Raw genomic sequence first — 17,068 nt, forward strand, 5'->3', positions numbered from 1 at the left:
CGCGGTCCGGTCGCCCTCGTGCTGTGCACGCCACTGCTTCCCGTCCAGACCCGCACGGTAGGGTGCCCATCATGAAGCTCGAGCTCCGCGGAATCACCAAGCGATTCGGCAGCCTCGTCGCGAACGACCACATCGATCTGACCGTCGAACCCGGTGAGATCCACGCACTTCTCGGAGAGAACGGCGCCGGCAAGTCGACGCTGATGAACGTCCTCTACGGCCTGTACCAGGCCGACGAGGGCGAGATCCTCCTCGACGACGTGCCGCGGCGGTTCCGCGGCCCCGGCGAGGCGATGGCCGCCGGCATCGGCATGGTGCACCAGCACTTCATGCTCGTGCCGGTGTTCACGGTCGCCGAGAACGTCGCCCTGGGACACGAGAGCACCCGTCTCGGGCGCCTCGACCTCGACGCGGCTCGTGCGCGCGTGCGCGAGATCGCCGACCGCTTCGGGTTCGACGTCGACCCCGACGCGCTCGTCGAGGACCTCCCCGTCGGCGTGCAGCAGCGCGTCGAGATCATCAAGGCGCTCGCGCGCGACGCCGAGGTGCTCGTGTTCGACGAGCCCACCGCGGTGCTCACGCCCCAGGAGACCGACGAGCTGATGGCGATGATGCGTCAGCTGCGCGACGGCGGCACGGGCATCGTGTTCATCACCCACAAGCTGCGCGAGGTGCGCGAGGTCGCCGACCGGATCACGGTCATCCGCCGTGGACGCGTGGTCGGGGAGGCCTCGCCGCAGTCGACGAACGCCGAGCTCGCGGCGCTCATGGTGGGCCGCGCGGTCGAGCTGACCGTGCAGAAGGCTCCGGCCGCGCCCCGCGAGGGCGGTCTCGAGGTGCGCGACCTGCAGGTGCGCACGGCCTCCGGCGCCGTCGTCGTCGACGACGTGAGCTTCGACGTCCGTCCCGGTGAGATCCTCGCGATCGCCGGTGTGCAGGGCAACGGCCAGACCGAGCTCACCGAGGCGCTCATGGGCCTGCACGGTCACGTGTCCGGTTCGATCACCCTCGACGGGCGACAGCTCGTGGGCGAGGGCGTCAAGGACATCCTGGACGCGGGTGTGGGCTTCGTCCCCGAGGACCGCAAGGTCGACGGGCTGGTCGGCGGCATGTCGATCGCCGAGAACCTGGTGCTCGATCGCTCGACGTCCCCCGAGTTCGTCAAGGCCGGCACGCTCGTGCGCCGCGCGCTCGATCGCTTCGCGCGCGACCGGATCGAGGAGTTCGACATCCGCGCGCAGGGCCCGCTCACCCCGGCCGGCACGCTGTCGGGCGGCAACCAGCAGAAGGTCGTCGTCGCGCGCGAGATGAGCCGCGACCTCCGCCTGCTGCTCGCCTCGCAGCCCACGCGCGGCGTCGACGTCGGCTCCATCGAATTCATCCACTCCCGGATCGTCGCCGCGCGCGACGCGGGCGTGGCCGTGATCGTGGTGTCCACCGAGCTCGACGAGGTCACGGCGCTCGCCGACCGGATCGCCGTGATGTACCGGGGCAGGATCGTCGGCATCGTGCCGGCCGACACCCCGCGCGACGTGCTGGGCCTGATGATGGCCGGCGCACAGGAGAACGCCGCATGACCGAGACAGCGCCTGCCCAGCAGGCCCCCCAGACCCACACCGTCCCGGCGAGCAACCGGGTGCTGCGCGACATCTTGCGCGGCGGCATCGTCACGACGGTCCTGGCGCTCGTCGCCGCGTTCATCGTCGGGGGCATCCTCATCGCCGTCACGGACGAGGACGTCGCCGAGGCCGCGGGGTACTTCTTCGCCCGCCCGGGCGACACGCTCTCGGCCATCTGGTCGGCCGTCGCCGGCGGATACGATGCGCTGTTCCGCGGCGCGATCTACAACACGCGCGCCGACGACTTCCTCACGGGCATCCGGTCGCTGACGAACTCGCTGGGAGCCGCCGCGCCGCTGATCGCCGCCGGTCTCGGCGTCGCGGTCGCGTTCCGGGTCGGCCTGTTCAACATCGGCGCGCAGGGACAGATCGTCTTCGGCGCCGCGTTCACGGCGCTGCTGACGTTCCAGCTGGACCTGCCGATGGCGCTGCAGCTTCCCATCACGCTGCTCGGCGGCATCGTGGGAGGTGCGATCTGGGCGGGCATCGCCGGCGTGCTGAAGGCCCGCACGGGCGCGCACGAGGTGATCCTGACGATCATGCTCAACTACATCGGCGTGCTGTTCGTCGAGTGGATGGTCAGCACGCAGGGCGTGCTGCAGAAGGCCGGCACGACGCAGCCCATCTCCGACCCGACGCCCGCCGGCGCGGTGTTCCCCGACCTGCTCGGGCCCTCGTTCCCGAACCTCGACCTGGGCTTCCTCCTCGTGGTGGTCGCGGCCGTGTTCGTGTGGTGGCTGCTCGAGCATTCGAGCCTGGGCCTGCGCATGCGCGCGGTGGGCGAGAACCCGCACGCCGCGAAGGCGGCCGGCATCTCGGTGCCGCGCATCTACGTCTATGCGATGCTGTTCGCGGGCGGCCTGGCGGGCCTTGCGGGCATGAACCAGATCCAGGGCGCGGTCACGAGCGGCTTCAACCAGCACATCGACGCGGGCTTCGGCTTCGACGCGATCACGGTCGCCCTGCTCGGCCGCAGCCGGGCGTGGGGCACGTTCGCCGCGGGCCTGCTGTTCGGCGCGCTCAAGGCGGGCGCCTATCAGATGCAGGCCGCCGGCATCCCCGTCGACTTCGTCCTCGTGGTGCAGGCGCTCGTCGTGCTGTTCGTCGCGGCGCCGCCGCTCGTGCGCACGATCTTCTTCCTGCCCAAGGACGACGCCGAGAAGAGTGCCAAGGCCCGAGCCAAGGCCGCGCGGAAGGCGGTGGCCCAGTGAGCGCCACGACGATGATCCCCGAGTCGGCCGCCCCCGCGGTGGTGCGCGTGCGGCACCCCAAGGTGCCCATCACGCTCGCGATCGCGACCGTGCTGCTGGCCGCGCTGTTCCTGTTCGGCGCGCGCGACGGCTTCACGTCCTTCCGCCTCAGCGGCGGCGAGACGCTCATCCCGCTGGGCGACGTGAGCGTGCCCTCCATCGCGACCGTCTGGATCGTGACGGTGCTGCTCGTCGCGCTGACCGCCTACGCGGCGTGGGACGCCTGGAAGTACCGCAGACCGCGCGTCTGGGTCGCGGTCGCGTACGGCGTGCTGGCGCTGTTCGCCTTCCTCACCTGGGCCGGTGCGGGCGGGCTCGTCCCCGTCGTCAGCCTGCTGGCCGGCGCGCTGTCCATCTCCGTGCCGATCGTGTTCGGCGCGATGGGCGGTGTGATCGGCGAGCGCGTGGGCGTCGTCAACGTCGCGATCGAGGGACAGCTGCTGCTCGGCGCGTTCAGCGCCGCGGTGATCGGCAGCCTCACGGGCAACCCGTACGTGGGTCTGATCGGCGCCATGATCGGCGGCGTGCTGGTCTCGCTCGTGCTGGCGGTGTTCGCAATCAAGTACATCGTCGAGCAGGTCATCGTCGGCGTGGTGCTGAACGTGCTCGTGACGGGCCTGACCGGCTTCTTCTACGGCATCCTGCTGGTGCCGAACGAGGAGGTCGTCAACCGTCCGGCGACGTTCCCGCGCCTGCCGATCCCCGGCCTCGTCGAGATCCCGGTGCTGGGCCCGGTGCTGTTCAACCAGCCGTTCATCGTCTACCTGATGTACATCACGGTCGCGGTCGTGGCGTGGGGGCTGTACCGCACGCGCTGGGGGCTGCGTCTGCGCGCCGTGGGCGAGCACCCGCAGGCCGCCGACACCGTGGGCATCAAGGTCAACCCGACGCGCTTCTGGAACGTCAGCCTGGCGGGAGCCGTGGCCGGTGTGGGCGGCGCGTACTTCACGCTCGTGTCGGTGCCCCAGTTCGGCGAGGAGATGACCGGCGGGCTGGGCTTCATCGCACTCGCCGCCGTGATCTTCGGTCGCTGGGATCCGATCCGCGCGGCCCTTGCGGCGCTGCTGTTCGGCTTCGCCACGAACCTTCAGAACCTGCTCACCGTGCTGGGCTCGCCGATCCCCGGTCAGTTCATGCAGATGCTGCCGTACGTGGTGACGATCCTTGCGGTCGCGGGCTTCGTGGGGCAGTCGCGCGGGCCGGCCGCGGCGGGCAAGCCGTACATCAAGGGTTGATCTCCGCTTCCGGGGATCGGCCCCGTCACAAGGGGATGGGATGACAGACGAGACGACCTGGTCGGGAGACGTCGACTGGGACGAGCTGCGCGCCGTGGCGACGGAGGCGATGCAGCACGCATACGCGCCGTACTCGCGCTACCGCGTGGGCGCGGCCGCGCTCGTGTCGGACGGGCGGATCGTGTCGGGCTGCAACGTCGAGAACGCGGCGTACGGCGTGACGCTGTGCGCCGAGTGCGGCCTGGTGTCCGAGCTGCACCGCAGCGGCGGCGGGCAGCTCGTAGCGTTCGTGTGCGTCGACGGTCAGGGCGCGACGATCATGCCGTGCGGCCGCTGCCGCCAGCTGCTGTTCGAGCACGCCGTGCCGGGCATGCTGCTCGAGACGGTGTCGGGGATCCGCACGATGGACGAGGTGCTGCCGGACGCGTTCGGACCGCGCGACCTCGAGGAGGCAGGACGATGAGCGACACGACCTCTCCCGCCGTGGAGCCGTTCGACGCGGTCGACGTCATCCGCGCCAAGCGCGACGGCGGCCGGATCGAAGAGGGCGCGCTCCGCTGGATGATCGACGCGTTCACGCGCGGCTACGTCGCCGACGCGCAGATGGCCGCGTTCGCGATGGCCGTGCTGCTGAACGGCATGGAGCGCGACGAGATCCGTGTGATGACCGACGCGATGATCGCGTCCGGGGAGCGGATGAGCTTCGCCGGGCTCGGCAAGCCCACGGTCGACAAGCACTCGACGGGCGGCGTGGGCGACAAGATCACGCTGCCGCTCGCGCCCCTGGTGGCAGCGTTCGGGGTCGCGGTGCCTCAGCTGTCGGGCCGTGGTCTCGGGCACACGGGCGGCACGCTCGACAAGCTCGAGTCGATCCCGGGCTGGCGCGCCGCCCTGTCCAACGACGAGATGACCGCGCAGCTGCGCGACGTCGGCGCCGTGATCTGCGCGGCGGGATCCGGCCTCGCGCCGGCCGACAAGCGGCTCTACGCGCTGCGCGACGTCACGGGCACGGTCGAGGCGATCCCGCTGATCGCGTCGAGCATCATGTCGAAGAAGATCGCGGAGGGCACGGATGCGCTCGTGCTCGACGTGAAGTTCGGCTCGGGCGCGTTCATGCGCGACTTCGACCGCGCACGTGAGCTCGCCCGCACGATGGTGGAGCTCGGCACGGACTCGGGCGTGCGGACGACCGCCCTGCTGACCGACATGGACACCCCGCTCGGACTTGCGATCGGCAACGCGAACGAGGTGCGGGAGTCGGTCGAGGTGCTCGCGGGCGGCGGGCCTGCCGACGTCGTGGAGCTCACAGTCGCGCTCGCGCGCGAGATGCTCGCGCTCGCGGGGCAGCCCGACGCGGACGTGGAGGCCGCGCTGCGCGACGGCCGCGCGATGGACGCCTGGCGGCGCATGATCCTCGCCCAGGACGGCGACCCGGATGCCGCGCTGCCGGTCCCGGCCGAAACGCACACCGTCGTCGCGCCGCGCGACGGCTACGTCACGCGGATCGACGCCTACGGCTTCGGCGTGGCGGCCTGGCGGCTCGGTGCCGGTCGCGCCCGCGCGGAGGATCCCGTGCTGCACTCGGCGGGCATCGACCTGCACGCCAAGCCCGGCGATCGCGTGAGCGCCGGACAGCCGCTGTTCACGCTGGGCGGTCCGGACGACACGCGCTTCGCGCGCGCGCTCGAGTCGCTCGAGGGCGCCTGGGAGCTCGGCGACGCCGCGCCCGGGCGCGCGTCGCTTGTGCGCGAGCGCATCGCTTCGACATCCTGATCCACGACACCCGCCGACAGCCGACGAGAGGAGCGCATGATGATCGATCCCTTCGGAGACGCCCGCGTGGAGGGTGTGTCGATCCGCAGCCTGCCCAAGGTGTCGCTGCACGACCACCTCGACGGCGGCCTGCGCCCAGACACGATCGTGGAGCTCGCGGAGGCGGCAGGAGTCGACGTCCCGGAGACGGATCCGGCGCGCCTCGCGTCGTGGTTCGCGCGGCAGAGCGACGCGGACTCGCTCGAGAAGTACCTCGAGACCTTCGCCGTGACGACCGCCGTGATGCAGACCCGAGAGGGGCTGACGCGCGTCGCACGCGAGTTCGTCGAGGACCTCGCCGAGGACGGCGTGATCTACGGCGAGGTGCGCTGGGCGCCCGAGCAGCACCTGTCGGGCGGGCTCACCCTCGAGGAGGCCGTCGAGGCGGTGCAGGAGGGCATCGAGGAGGGCGAGGACGCCGCGGACGACGCCGGGCACAGCATCCGCGTCGGCCAGCTGCTCACCGCGATGCGCCAGAACAGCCGATCCGCCGAGATCGCCCGGCTCGCCGTCGAGTTCCGCGACGAGGGTGTGGTCGGATTCGACCTCGCGGGCCCCGAGGACGGGTACCCCGCGTCGCGTCACCGCGAGGCGATCGACATCGTCAGCGGTGCCTTCCTCCCCTCGACGATCCATGCGGGCGAGGGAGCGGGCCTCGAGTCGATCCGCTCCGCGATCCTGGACGGCCGCGCCCTGCGGCTGGGCCACGGTGTGCGGATCGCCGAGGATCTGGATGTCGTCGGCCGCGAGGGCGAGGAGGTGCGGGTGCGCTTCGGCGAGGTCGCGCGCTGGGTGCGCGATCGCGAGATCCCGCTCGAGCTCGCGCCGTCGTCGAACCTGCAGACCGGCGCGATCGCGGCGTGGGGCAGTCAGCTCGAGGATCATCCCTTCGACCTGCTGTATCAGCTCGGCTTCGCCGTGACCGTCAACACCGACAACCGGCTGATGAGCCGCACCTCGCTCACGCGGGAGCTCGCGCAGCTCGTCGCGGCGTTCGGATACGGGCTCGAGGACCTCGAGACGTTCCAGCTGAACGCCGCCGCGGGGGCCTTCCTGCCCATCGAGGAGCGCGAAGAGCTCATCGAGCTCATCGGCGAGGGCTTTGAGGCGTAGCCCGCGTCGCACGGTCGACCGCGGTAGCCCGCGTCGTCCCGTCATCTGGCCTGCCGGTCACGGGTGGTGTACTGTCGCATGCGGAATCGCCGATTCCCTATGTGAACACACCGTTCGATATCCGAACACGGATCTCGAATCTTCCCCGGCGCGACGACGCGTCGGACGACTTTGACCAAGGGAGGTCAGATGTCTGCCCGAGACGCAGCCCCCGGTCCGCTCACCCCGACCGGCACCATCTCCAGCCCCGTCGACCGCCGCCGCGTGGCGTTCGCCACGGTGGTCGGCACCACCGTCGAGTGGTACGACTACTTCATCTACGCATCGGCCGCCGGCCTCGTGTTCGGTCAGCTGTTCTTCCAGCCCGCCGGCCCCGGGTTCGCGACGATCCTGTCGTTCCTCACGGTCGGCATCAGCTTCCTGTTCCGGCCCCTGGGTGCGTTCCTCGCCGGCCACTTCGGGGACAAGATCGGCCGCCGCCCGATGCTCGTGCTGACGCTCATCCTGATGGGCGCCGCGACGACGCTCGTCGGTCTGCTGCCGACCTACCAGGCGATCGGCATCGCGGCGCCGATCCTGCTGCTCGTGCTGCGCATCCTGCAGGGCATCTCGGCCGGCGGCGAGTGGGGCGGCGCCGTGCTGATGGCCGTCGAGCACGCGCCCAAGCACCGCCGCGGTCTGTTCGGCGCGATGCCGCAGATCGGCGTGCCGATCGGACTGCTGCTGGCCAGCGGCATGTTCGCGATCATGACCGCGATCTTCCCCGGCGACGCGTTCCTCGAGTGGGGATGGCGCATCCCGTTCCTGTTCAGCTTCGTGCTCATCCTGGTCGGCTACTACGTGCGCCGCCGCGTCGAGGAGAGCCCGGTGTTCCAGGAGATCGCCGAGCGCAAGGAGCAGGCGAGCGCTCCCGTCATCCAGCTCTTCCGCCGCTTCGCGCCCCTGGTGATCCTGTGCGCGTTCGTGTTCGCGGCGAACAACGCCGTGGGCTACATGACGACGGGCGGCTTCGTGCAGAACTACGCCACCAACCCCGAGGGGCCGGTCGCCCTCGAGCGCGGTCCCGTGCTCTGGGCCGTCACGGCGTCGTCCATCACGTGGCTGATCTCGACGTTCATCGGAGGCTGGATCAGCGACCGCATCGGCCGCCGCACCACCTACATCTTCGGCTGGATCTGGCTCGGTGCGGCCGTGTTCGCACTGTTCCCGCTCGTCAACAGCGGCGACATTTGGCTGCTGACGCTCGGCCTCGTGCTGCTCACGATCGGCCTGGGCTTCTCGTACGGCCCGCAGTCGTCCTGGTACTCCGAGCTGTTCCCCGCCTCCGTGCGCTTCTCGGGCGTCTCGATCTCGTACGCGATCGGCTCCATCATCGGCGGCGCGTTCGCCCCCACGATCGCGCAGGCGATCGTCCAGGGCACCGGCTCGACCGACGGCGTGGCGTACTACCTGTTCGGCCTCGTCGTCGCGAGCCTCATCGCGACGATCCTGCTGCGCGACCGCCGGGGCATCCCGCTCGGTCCCGACCACGAGGAGGAGCAGTCGCAGGGCATCTACCGCTGGGAGAAGTGACGCGGCAGACATGCGAGGCCGCCCCGGGAGTCTTCCCGGGGCGGCCTCGTGTCGTGCGCGCTCAGCTGTTCACGCGGATGACCTCGTGCTGATACGGCGCGATCACGTCGCCCGAGATGCGCAGGTCGAGCACGAGGAACGGGCGCGCGTCGGCGGGCTCGGCGGCCCATGTCGCGAGGCGGTCGAGGTCGGCGAGACGCTCGACGACGACGCCCTCGGCGCCGGCCGCGCGCCCCAGGGCGGCGAAGTCGACCTGCGGGATCCGCATGGGTCCGTCGTGCAGGCCCTTCAGGCCATAGAGGTTCACCTCGGCGCCGTAGGCCGCGTCGTTCCAGACGACGGCGAGACCGCGCCCGCGCGCCGTGCGCACGGCGGTCTCCAGGTCGGCGAGGGCCATCAGGCCGCCGCCGTCGCCCGTCGTGAGCACGACCGTCGCGTCCGGATCCGCCTGCGCCGCGCCCGCCACGCTCGGCCAGCCGAGGCCGATCGACTGGAACGCCGTGCCGATCATGACCATCCGGCCGGGCGAGGCGACGGGCCAGAACATGTTCGCCCAGGCGATGAAGTGGCCGCCGTCGCTCACGACGACCCGGTCCTCCGGCAGAAGGGCGCCGATGCGGGCCGCCGCGGCCCGCGGGTCGAGGCGGCCGTCGGGCGCCAGCTCGCCCTCGACGAGCTGGCGGCGCAGCGCGTCCATGTCGAGGTCGTCGCGCCACGTCGCGCGGGCGCCGATCGCGGTCACCTCGTCGGCGAGCAGCTCCGCCACCGTGCGGGCGTCGCCGCGGATGTACTCTCCGACGCGCGGATGCGTGGCGGTCGCGGCGATATCGACCTGGATGAAGCGCGCCTCGGGCTGCAGCAGCTCGCCGAAGCGCATCGTGAAGGGGCTGAGACTCGCGCCGACCGCGACCACGACGTCGGCCGTGTGGATCAGGTCCATGGCGCCCGGTGCGCCGAACCCGCCGGTGACGCCGAGGTCGTGCGATGCGTCGGGGAACACGCCGCGGCCGAGCGCGGTGGTGGCGGTCACGGCGCCCGCGGCGTCCGCGAGCCTGCCCAGCGCCTCGCCCGCACCGGCCAGCCAGGCCCCGCGGCCCGCGAGCAGGACGGGGCGCTCGGCCTCGGCGAGAGCGCGCGCGGCCCGGCGGATCGCGGCGCGCCCGTCGGGCGAGGGGACCACGGGAGCCGGCATCCGCGGATCCGGGATCTCGGGCAGCGGACCCGCGTCGAGCGTGGGCGTGTCGTACGGGAGCGCGAGCACCACCGGCGTGCGGTTCGCGAGCGCGTGCTCGATCGCGATCACCGTCGTGGCGGCCGCATCGAGGCGGCCGACGGTATACGTCCGCACGCCGACGGCGGAGGCCAGGGCGATCTGATCCACGTCCCACGGCCGCGGGCCGGGCGTGGGCTGGTCGCCGACGACGAGCACGAGCGGGACGCGCGCCTGCGCCGACTCGGCGAGCGCCGTGAGCGTGTTGGTGAAACCCGCGCCGTACGTCGTGGTGGCGGCCGCGATCCGGCCCGACACGCGGAAGTGCGCGTCGGCCGCGACCACCGCGCCGACCTCGTGGCGGACGGCGGTGTAGGCGGTGCGGGTGTCGCGAAGCAGGGCGTCGAGGAAGTAGGCGTTGCCGTTGCCCATCAGTCCGAACACCTGGTCGATGTGGCGGGAGAGGGCGGCGGCGACGTGCGCGGAGACGGTGGGCATGGCGATGCCTTTCGAGACGGACGGATCGATTCCCGTATGTGTCTCGCCGCCGTCGTCGGCAGTGCTTCGTGCCCCTTTTTCGAGCACCGGCTCCGATCGTCGAGCCGGACGGGGACGATCCTAACCGGTTGCGGCGGACGAAGCGGGCGCTTAGACTGCCCATGATCGATAAGCGAACATGACGTTCGAATATCGAACACAGCGGCCATGACGCCGCCCCGCCCGCATCGATGGAGATCGAGGAGAGACCCGTGCAGTTCCACCATCACGGCTACGTGTCCGGCGACCCGCGGGTCGAGCCCGCCGCGGGGATCGGCCTCGATCGTCCCGCCGCGCTTCCCGACGAGATGGACGTGCTCATCGTGGGTGCGGGGCCCGCCGGCATGATCGCGGCCGCGCAGCTGGCGCAGTTCCCCGGCGTCTCGACGCGCATCGTCGACCGGCGTCCCGGGCGCCTGGCCGTCGGGCAGGCGGACGGCATCCAGGCCCGCACGGTCGAGACGTTCCAGGCGTTCGGCTTCGCCAACCGGATCATCGACGAGGCGTACCGCATCACGGAGATGTGCTTCTGGAAGCCGGATCCGCAGAACCCGCGCAACATCGTGCGTGCCGCGCGCACGTCGGACGATCCGCACGGCATGAGCGAGTTCCCGCACCTGATCGTGAACCAGGCGCGCGTGCTCGACTACTTCGCGGAGTACGCCCGCAACGCCCCCGGGCGCGTGCAGCCCGACTGGGGCTGGGAGTTCGTCACCCTCACGGTCGACGACGACGGCGAGTATCCGGTCGCCGTGACCCTGCGCCGCGCCGCCGAGGCGGGGACGTCCGCCGGCACCGCGGAGGGCGAGGAGCGCACGGTCCGCGCGAAGTACGTGCTCGGCGCCGACGGCGCGCGCAGCCGCGTCCGCGAGGCGATCGGGCGCCGGCTCGAGGGCGACCAGGCGTTCCACGCCTGGGGGGTGATGGACGTGCTCGCCGAGACCGACTTCCCCGACATCCGGCTGAAGTGCGCGATCCAGTCCCACGACGGCGGCAGCATCCTGCACATCCCGCGCGAGGGCAACCATCTGTTCCGCATGTACGTCGACCTCGGCGAGGTGCCGCACGACGACAACGGGCGCGTCCGGCTCACGACGCAGGAGGAGGTCGAGGAGCGGGCGAACCGGATCCTGCACCCGTACACGGTGAACGTGAAGCATGTCGCGTGGCGCAGCGTCTACGAGGTGGGGCACCGCGTCACCGACAAGTTCGACGACGTGGCGCACGACGAGGTCGGCACCCGCACCCCGCGCGTGTTCATCGCGGGCGATGCCTGCCACACGCACTCCGCCAAGGCCGGCCAGGGGATGAACGTCTCGATGCAGGACGGCTGGAACCTGGCGTGGAAGCTCGGCCACGTGCTCGAGGGCCGTGCGCCCGAAACGCTGCTCGACACCTACTCGGCCGAGCGTCAGGAGATCGCGGTCAACCTGATCGAGTTCGACAAGGAGTGGTCCTCGCTCATGGCCAAGCGCCCTGAGGACATGGAGGATCCCTCGCAGCTCGAGGACTTCTACATGAAGACGATCGAGTTCCCGGCCGGGTTCATGACGCAGTACGCGCCGTCGATGCTGATCGCGGGCGACGAGCACCAGCAGCTGGCGACCGGCTTCCCGATCGGCAAGCGCTTCAAGTCGCACCCCGTCACCCGCGTGTGCGACGCGACCCCGCAGCACCTGGGGCACCATCATCGGGCCGACGGCCGCTGGCGCGTGTACGTGTTCGCCGACGGCGCGACGGCGGGGGAGTCGTCCCGGGCGGCGGACCTCGCGGATTGGATCCTGGCGTCGCCCGAATCGCCCGTCGTCGCGTTCACGCCCGAGGGCGCGGACATCGACGCCTGGTTCGACGTCAAGGTCGTCTACCAGCAGGACCACACCCAGGTGGAGATGGATCGCGTGCCCGCGATCTTCCTGCCGAAGGTGGGGCCGTTCCAGGTGACGGACTACGAGAAGGTCTACGCGGCCGATCCGGTCGACGACATCTTCGACGCGCGCGGCGTCAGCCGGGACGGCGCGGTCGTCGTGGTGCGACCCGACCACTACGTGGCGAACGTGCTGCCGCTCGAGGCGACGGACGCGCTGGCGGACTTCTTCGCGGGCATCTTCCGGAAGCAGCCGGCAACGGTCTGACCCGTCGGCGCCGGCGGGCGCGTCGTCGCGGCGCCCGGCTACGCCCGGCCGGCGCCGAGCGTGCGCGCGATGTTCGCGGCCGCGGCGTGCAGCCGCTCGGCGATCTCCGCCTCCGGCAGCGTGAGGGACACGTGGATGGCGGCGACCGACGCCAGCGGCTGACCGGGCAGCACGAGCGGCACGGCGACCGACCACAGCGAGGGCACGACCTCGTCGTGGCTCGTCGCATAGCCGCGTGCCCGGCTCTGCTCGATCTCCGCCCGCAGTGCGGGGGAGGCGTCCTCAGGCCACGCGGGATCCGGAAGCTCCATGAGCATCGCCTTCCCCGGCCCACCGCGCGTGATCGGGTGGCGGTGGCCGGGGTTGTACGAGACCGCGACCGCACGACGCGGGCGGGTGCTGACCACCGTGATGCCCTCGCCGGACTCGAGCATGACGAGCAGGCAGGTCATGCCGAGCTCGTCGGCGGCCTCGGCGAGCTCGGGCGAGGCGGCGGACTGCAGGTCGCGAGACACGCTCGAGGCCAGCGCCGCGAGTCCCGCGCCGAGCGACACGAGGCCCCCGGCCGCGCGCGTCACCAGGCCGTGCTCCTCGAGCGTGCGCAGCAGCCGGTAGGCGACCGAGCGGTGCACGCCGAGCGCCGCCGCCAGCTCGTCGATCGACATCGCGCTGTCCGCCGCCGCGAGGATCTCGAGCAGGCGGATCCCGCGGCTGAGCGTCTGAGAACCGGCCTGCGCGGGCGCGGCCTGCGCCGGGGCGGGGGAGTCGGGCGTCACTGCGGCCCTCCGATCGTCGGTGTCCCTCGATCCTAGGCGGCCCCGCGTTCGATAATCGAACCCGAAATTCGATGCTTTATTTTGAGCGCGCGATCAGATATGGTTTCGGACAGCCGCCGCCGACCCGGGCGATCCGGCGAGATCGATGAGTGAAGGAGCTCTCCGATGACCGACAACGCCGTCGCCGTCACCCTGCTGGACCGCGTGCAGGCCGCGCCCGAGATCGGGCGCGCGATCCCCGACGCCGCGACCGGCGAGACGATCGGGTGGTCGCCCGAGCACTCCGTCGCCGACGTGGACTCCGCCGTCGCTCGGGCCAAGGCCGCGCAGCCCGCGTGGGAGGGTCTCGGGGACGAGGCCCGCAGCGCGCTCCTGCTTCGCGCCGCCGATGCCATCGACGCGCACGCCGAGGAGCTCGCCCACCTGCTCTCCCGCGAGCAGGGCAAGCCGCTGGACGGCCCCAACGCCCGCTTCGAGCTGGGCGCGTGCACCATGTGGCTGCGCGAGACCGCCACCGCGCAGCTGGGCACGCAGGTCATCCGGGACGGCGACGACGACATCGCCGAGATCACCTACCGCGCGCTCGGCGTGGTGGCGGCGATCGGCCCGTGGAACTGGCCGCTCATGATCGCGATCTGGCAGATCGCGCCGTCGCTCCGGATGGGGAACACGGTCGTGGTCAAGCCCAGCGAGTACACGCCGCTGAGCGTGCTGGCGCTCGTGCAGGTCATCAACGACGTCCTCCCCGCCGACGTGCTCATCCCCGTCGTGTCGGGCGACCGCGAGGTGGGCGCACGCCTGGCGTCGCACCCCGACATCGACAAGGTCATGTTCACCGGGTCGACCGCGACGGGCCGCAAGATCGTCGAGGCGTCCGGCGCGAACCTCGCCCGGCTGACGCTCGAGCTCGGCGGCAACGACGCGGGCATCGTGCTGCCGGACGCCGACCCCGCGGCGATCGCGGAGGGGCTGTTCTGGGGCGCCTTCATCAACACGGGGCAGACGTGCGCTGCGCTCAAGCGTCTGTATGTGCACGACTCCATCTATGACGAGGTGGTCGACGCGCTGGCCGCGGTGGCGTCGCAGATGCCGATGGGCAACGGCATCGAGGGCGGCAACGTCCTCGGTCCGCTGCAGAACGCCAAGCAGTTCGACATCGTGCGCCGGCTCGTCGAGGACGCAAAGCAGCGCGGCCGCCGGATCGTGGTCGGCGGCGAGCCCGCCGCCGACCTGGGCCCCACCTTCTTCCAGACCACGCTCGTGGCGGATGCCGAGGACGGCGACCCGCTGGTCGACGAGGAGCAGTTCGGCCCCGCGCTGCCGATCATCCGGTACTCGGACGTCGAGGACGCGATCGCGAGCGCCAACCGTCTGGAGGCGGGCCTGGGCGGCTCGGTCTGGTCGAGCGACCGCGAGGCCGCTCGGGCGGTCGCGGCGCGCATGCGCGCCGGCACCGTGTGGATCAACTCGCACGGCACCATCCACCCCAAGGTGCCCTTCGGCGGCGTCAAGGGCTCGGGCTACGGCCTGGAGTTCAGCGTGGAGGGCCTCAAGGCCGTCGCCGAGCCGCGCGTCATCGCCGGCTGACCCGCGCGGTCGCGGGGTCGCCTCGCCCCGCGACCGCCGCGGCGGTCCCCGCGCACCGGATTCACATCGTGACGTGCGCGTCACCCGCGCGAAACACGTGCGTGCCTAATATCGAGCAATCGCTCAATAATCACCTCGCCGCAAGCCCGCCCCAGCGCCCCTGCGGCACCACCGTCCCGCCGCCCCACCGTCCCGCCGCCCCCGGCACAGGAGACCGCCATGACCGACGCCCGGCACCCCCTCGCCCCCCTCTCGACCGAGGAGATCGACCGCCTGCGCGAGATCCTCGACGCCGAGGGTCTCGTGACCGCCGCGACGCGCTTCTCGTACATCGCGCTGCGCGAGCCGGCCAAGGCGGACGTGCTGGCCTGGCGGCCGGGCGCCGCGCTGCCGCGCGAGGTCGGGGTGCTGCTGACGGATCTCGCCGCCGACACCGTCACGGACCTCGTCGTGGATCTCGATGCGCGGGCGATCACGTGGCGCCGCACGCTGGATCCCGCCGTAGACGGGTTCGGCCCGGTGCTGGATGAGGACTTCGCCGCCGCGGATGAGATCGTCAAGGCCGACGCCGCCTACGTCGCCGCCCTCGCGGCCCGCGGCATCACGGACCTGTCCAAGGTCGTCTCGTGCCCGCTTTCGGCCGGCGTCTTCGGCTACGACGACGAGGTCGGCGTGCGCATGATCCGCGTGCTGTCCTTCCTCCAGGAGCACCCGCAGGACTCGTGCTGGGCGCATCCCATCGGCGGCCTCGTGGCGCATGTCGACCTCAAGAACCGGCGGGTGGTGCGCCTGATCGAGACGGACGCCGCTTTCGTGCCGCAGGAGTCCGGCGACTACCGGGACCCGGCCGTGCGAGGACCCGAGCGCACGTCCCTCAAGCCGATCTCGATCACGCAGCCCGAGGGCGTCAGCTTCACGCTCGAGGACGGCGTCCTGCGCTGGGAGAACTGGAGCGTGCGGGTCGGGTTCAACGGGCGCGAGGGACTGACGCTGCACCAGCTCTCGTTCCGGGACAACGGCGTCGAGCGGCCCGTGATGTACCGCGGCTCGATCGCCGAGATGGTCGTCAACTACGGCGACACCAGCCCGACCAACGCGTGGCAGAACTACTACGACGTGTCCGAGTACCAGTTCGGGCGCCTGGCGAACTCCCTCGAGCTCGGCTGCGACTGCCTCGGCGAGATCACGTACGTCGACGCCGTCGTGGCGGACGATCTCGGCCGCCCGACCACGCTCAAGAACGCCATCTGCATCCACGAGGAGGACTACGGCATCCTCTGGAAGCACACCGACTTCTTCGCGGGCACGAGCGAGGTGCGCCGCCAGCGGCGCCTGGTCGTGTCGTTCTTCGTGACGGTCGGCAACTACGACTACGGCTTCTACTGGTACCTGTACCTGGACGGCAAGATCGAGCTGGAGGCCAAGGCCACGGGCATCGTCTTCACCAACGCCCACCCGGGCGGCGAGTACGAGTACGCGACCGAGGTCGCTCCCGGCCTGGGCGCGCCGATCCACCAGCACCTGTTCTCGGCCCGCCTCGACATGACGGTGGACGGCCTGGCGAACGCCGTCGACGAGGTGGACGTGGCGCGGGTCCCGAAGGACGAGCGCAACCCGTGGGGCAACGCCTTCACGCGCACCCACACGCGCCTGCGCACGGAGCGCGAGGGCGTGCGCGATGCCAAGGGTGAGGTGGACCGGGTGTGGCGCATCTCGAGCACCGAGAAGGCCAACCGGCTCGGCGCGCCCACGTCCTACATCCTGGTGCCAGAGGGCAAGCCCACCCTCCTGGTCGACGAGGACGCCTTCGTGCGACCGCGCGCGGAGTTCGCGGCCCACCACCTGTGGGTCACGCAGTACGAGCGGGACGAGCTGTGGCCCGCCGGCCGCAGCACGAACCAGAACCCGGGAGGCGCGGGTCTGCCGGCCTACATCGCGGCGGACCGGCCGATCGACGGCGAGGACATCGTGCTGTGGCACACGTTCGGGCTGACGCACTTCCCCCGCACCGAGGACTGGCCGATCATGCCGGTCGACTATGCGGGCTTCCGGCTGCTGCCTCACGGGTTCTTCGACCGCAACCCCACGCTGGACGTGCCGAACCTCAGCACGCACTGCGCGGCGCCTGCCGCACCGTCGCCGGACGTGGCTCCCACTCCCCACGGTCAGGCCGGCGGCGGCGGATGCGGCGGCGACTGCCGCTGCGGCCACTGAGCCGGGACGAA

The 17,068-nt window shown here is 71.4% G+C and carries 12 protein-coding genes; 10 read left to right on the forward strand and 2 right to left on the reverse strand.

The features are described 5' to 3' along the window. Nucleotides 1–71 precede the first annotated feature (71 nt). The 7 genes from BJP60_RS03770 to BJP60_RS03800 all read left to right on the forward strand — a co-directional run bounded on the left by BJP60_RS03770 (nt 72) and on the right by BJP60_RS03800 (nt 8,601). Nucleotides 72–1,577: an ABC transporter ATP-binding protein gene (locus tag BJP60_RS03770; RefSeq protein WP_203137671.1), complete on the forward strand. Its 1,506-nt coding sequence runs from the start codon at nt 72–74 to the stop codon at nt 1,575–1,577. Continuing rightward, the gene (locus BJP60_RS03775) at nt 1,574–2,830 is read left to right on the forward strand and encodes an ABC transporter permease (protein WP_203137673.1); all 1,257 of its coding nucleotides are present in this window, start codon (nt 1,574–1,576) and stop codon (nt 2,828–2,830) included. The genes BJP60_RS03770 and BJP60_RS03775 overlap by 4 nt, the downstream gene beginning before the upstream one ends. An 11-nt stretch (nt 2,831–2,841) precedes the next feature. Beyond that, nucleotides 2,842–4,104 (forward strand): ABC transporter permease, encoded by a 1,263-nt coding sequence (locus tag BJP60_RS03780; RefSeq protein WP_203138924.1) that lies wholly within the window; start codon nt 2,842–2,844, stop codon nt 4,102–4,104. A gap of 40 nt (nt 4,105–4,144) precedes the next feature. Continuing rightward, nucleotides 4,145–4,567, forward strand: a complete 423-nt coding sequence (locus tag BJP60_RS03785; RefSeq protein ID WP_203137675.1) for a cytidine deaminase — start codon at nt 4,145–4,147, stop codon at nt 4,565–4,567. Then, entirely contained in the window at nt 4,564–5,877 is a 1,314-nt protein-coding gene (locus tag BJP60_RS03790) for a thymidine phosphorylase (protein ID WP_203137677.1), read from the forward strand. Before BJP60_RS03785 ends, BJP60_RS03790 begins: the two co-directional genes overlap by 4 nt. 36 nt (nt 5,878–5,913) lie before the next feature. Continuing rightward, nucleotides 5,914–7,029: an adenosine deaminase gene (locus BJP60_RS03795; RefSeq protein WP_203137679.1), complete on the forward strand. Its 1,116-nt coding sequence runs from the start codon at nt 5,914–5,916 to the stop codon at nt 7,027–7,029. A gap of 189 nt (nt 7,030–7,218) precedes the next feature. Continuing rightward, on the forward strand, nt 7,219–8,601 hold the full coding sequence (locus BJP60_RS03800) for an MFS transporter (RefSeq protein ID WP_203137680.1): 1,383 nt from the start codon (nt 7,219–7,221) through the stop codon (nt 8,599–8,601). 61 nt (nt 8,602–8,662) lie between these two features. Here the strand turns inward: BJP60_RS03800 and BJP60_RS03805 are convergent, their stop codons facing one another. After that, complete coding sequence (locus tag BJP60_RS03805; RefSeq protein WP_203137681.1) at nt 8,663–10,309, reverse strand: thiamine pyrophosphate-binding protein; 1,647 nt, start codon at nt 10,307–10,309, stop codon at nt 8,663–8,665. A gap of 251 nt (nt 10,310–10,560) precedes the next feature. On the opposite strand from BJP60_RS03805, the gene BJP60_RS03810 reads away from it, so the two are divergent. Further along, nucleotides 10,561–12,480 (forward strand): FAD-binding monooxygenase, encoded by a 1,920-nt coding sequence (locus tag BJP60_RS03810; protein WP_203137682.1) that lies wholly within the window; start codon nt 10,561–10,563, stop codon nt 12,478–12,480. Between the two features lie 38 nt (nt 12,481–12,518). Here BJP60_RS03810 and BJP60_RS03815 read toward each other — a convergent pair whose 3' ends face one another. Beyond that, the gene (locus tag BJP60_RS03815; protein WP_203137683.1) at nt 12,519–13,256 is read right to left on the reverse strand and encodes an IclR family transcriptional regulator; all 738 of its coding nucleotides are present in this window, start codon (nt 13,254–13,256) and stop codon (nt 12,519–12,521) included. 165 nt (nt 13,257–13,421) lie between these two features. Here BJP60_RS03815 and BJP60_RS03820 point away from each other — a divergent pair, with 165 nt between their 5' ends. Together BJP60_RS03820 and BJP60_RS03825 are read left to right on the forward strand one after the other, a co-directional pair. Then, complete coding sequence (locus BJP60_RS03820; protein ID WP_203137684.1) at nt 13,422–14,843, forward strand: aldehyde dehydrogenase family protein; 1,422 nt, start codon at nt 13,422–13,424, stop codon at nt 14,841–14,843. Nucleotides 14,844–15,062: 219 nt separating this feature from the next. Then, entirely contained in the window at nt 15,063–17,057 is a 1,995-nt protein-coding gene (locus BJP60_RS03825; protein ID WP_203137685.1) for a primary-amine oxidase, read from the forward strand. Nucleotides 17,058–17,068: the final 11 nt, after the last annotated feature.

The organism is Microbacterium sp. JZ31 (assembly GCF_016805985.1).
In the GTDB taxonomy this organism is placed as follows: Bacteria; Actinomycetota; Actinomycetes; order Actinomycetales; family Microbacteriaceae; genus Microbacterium.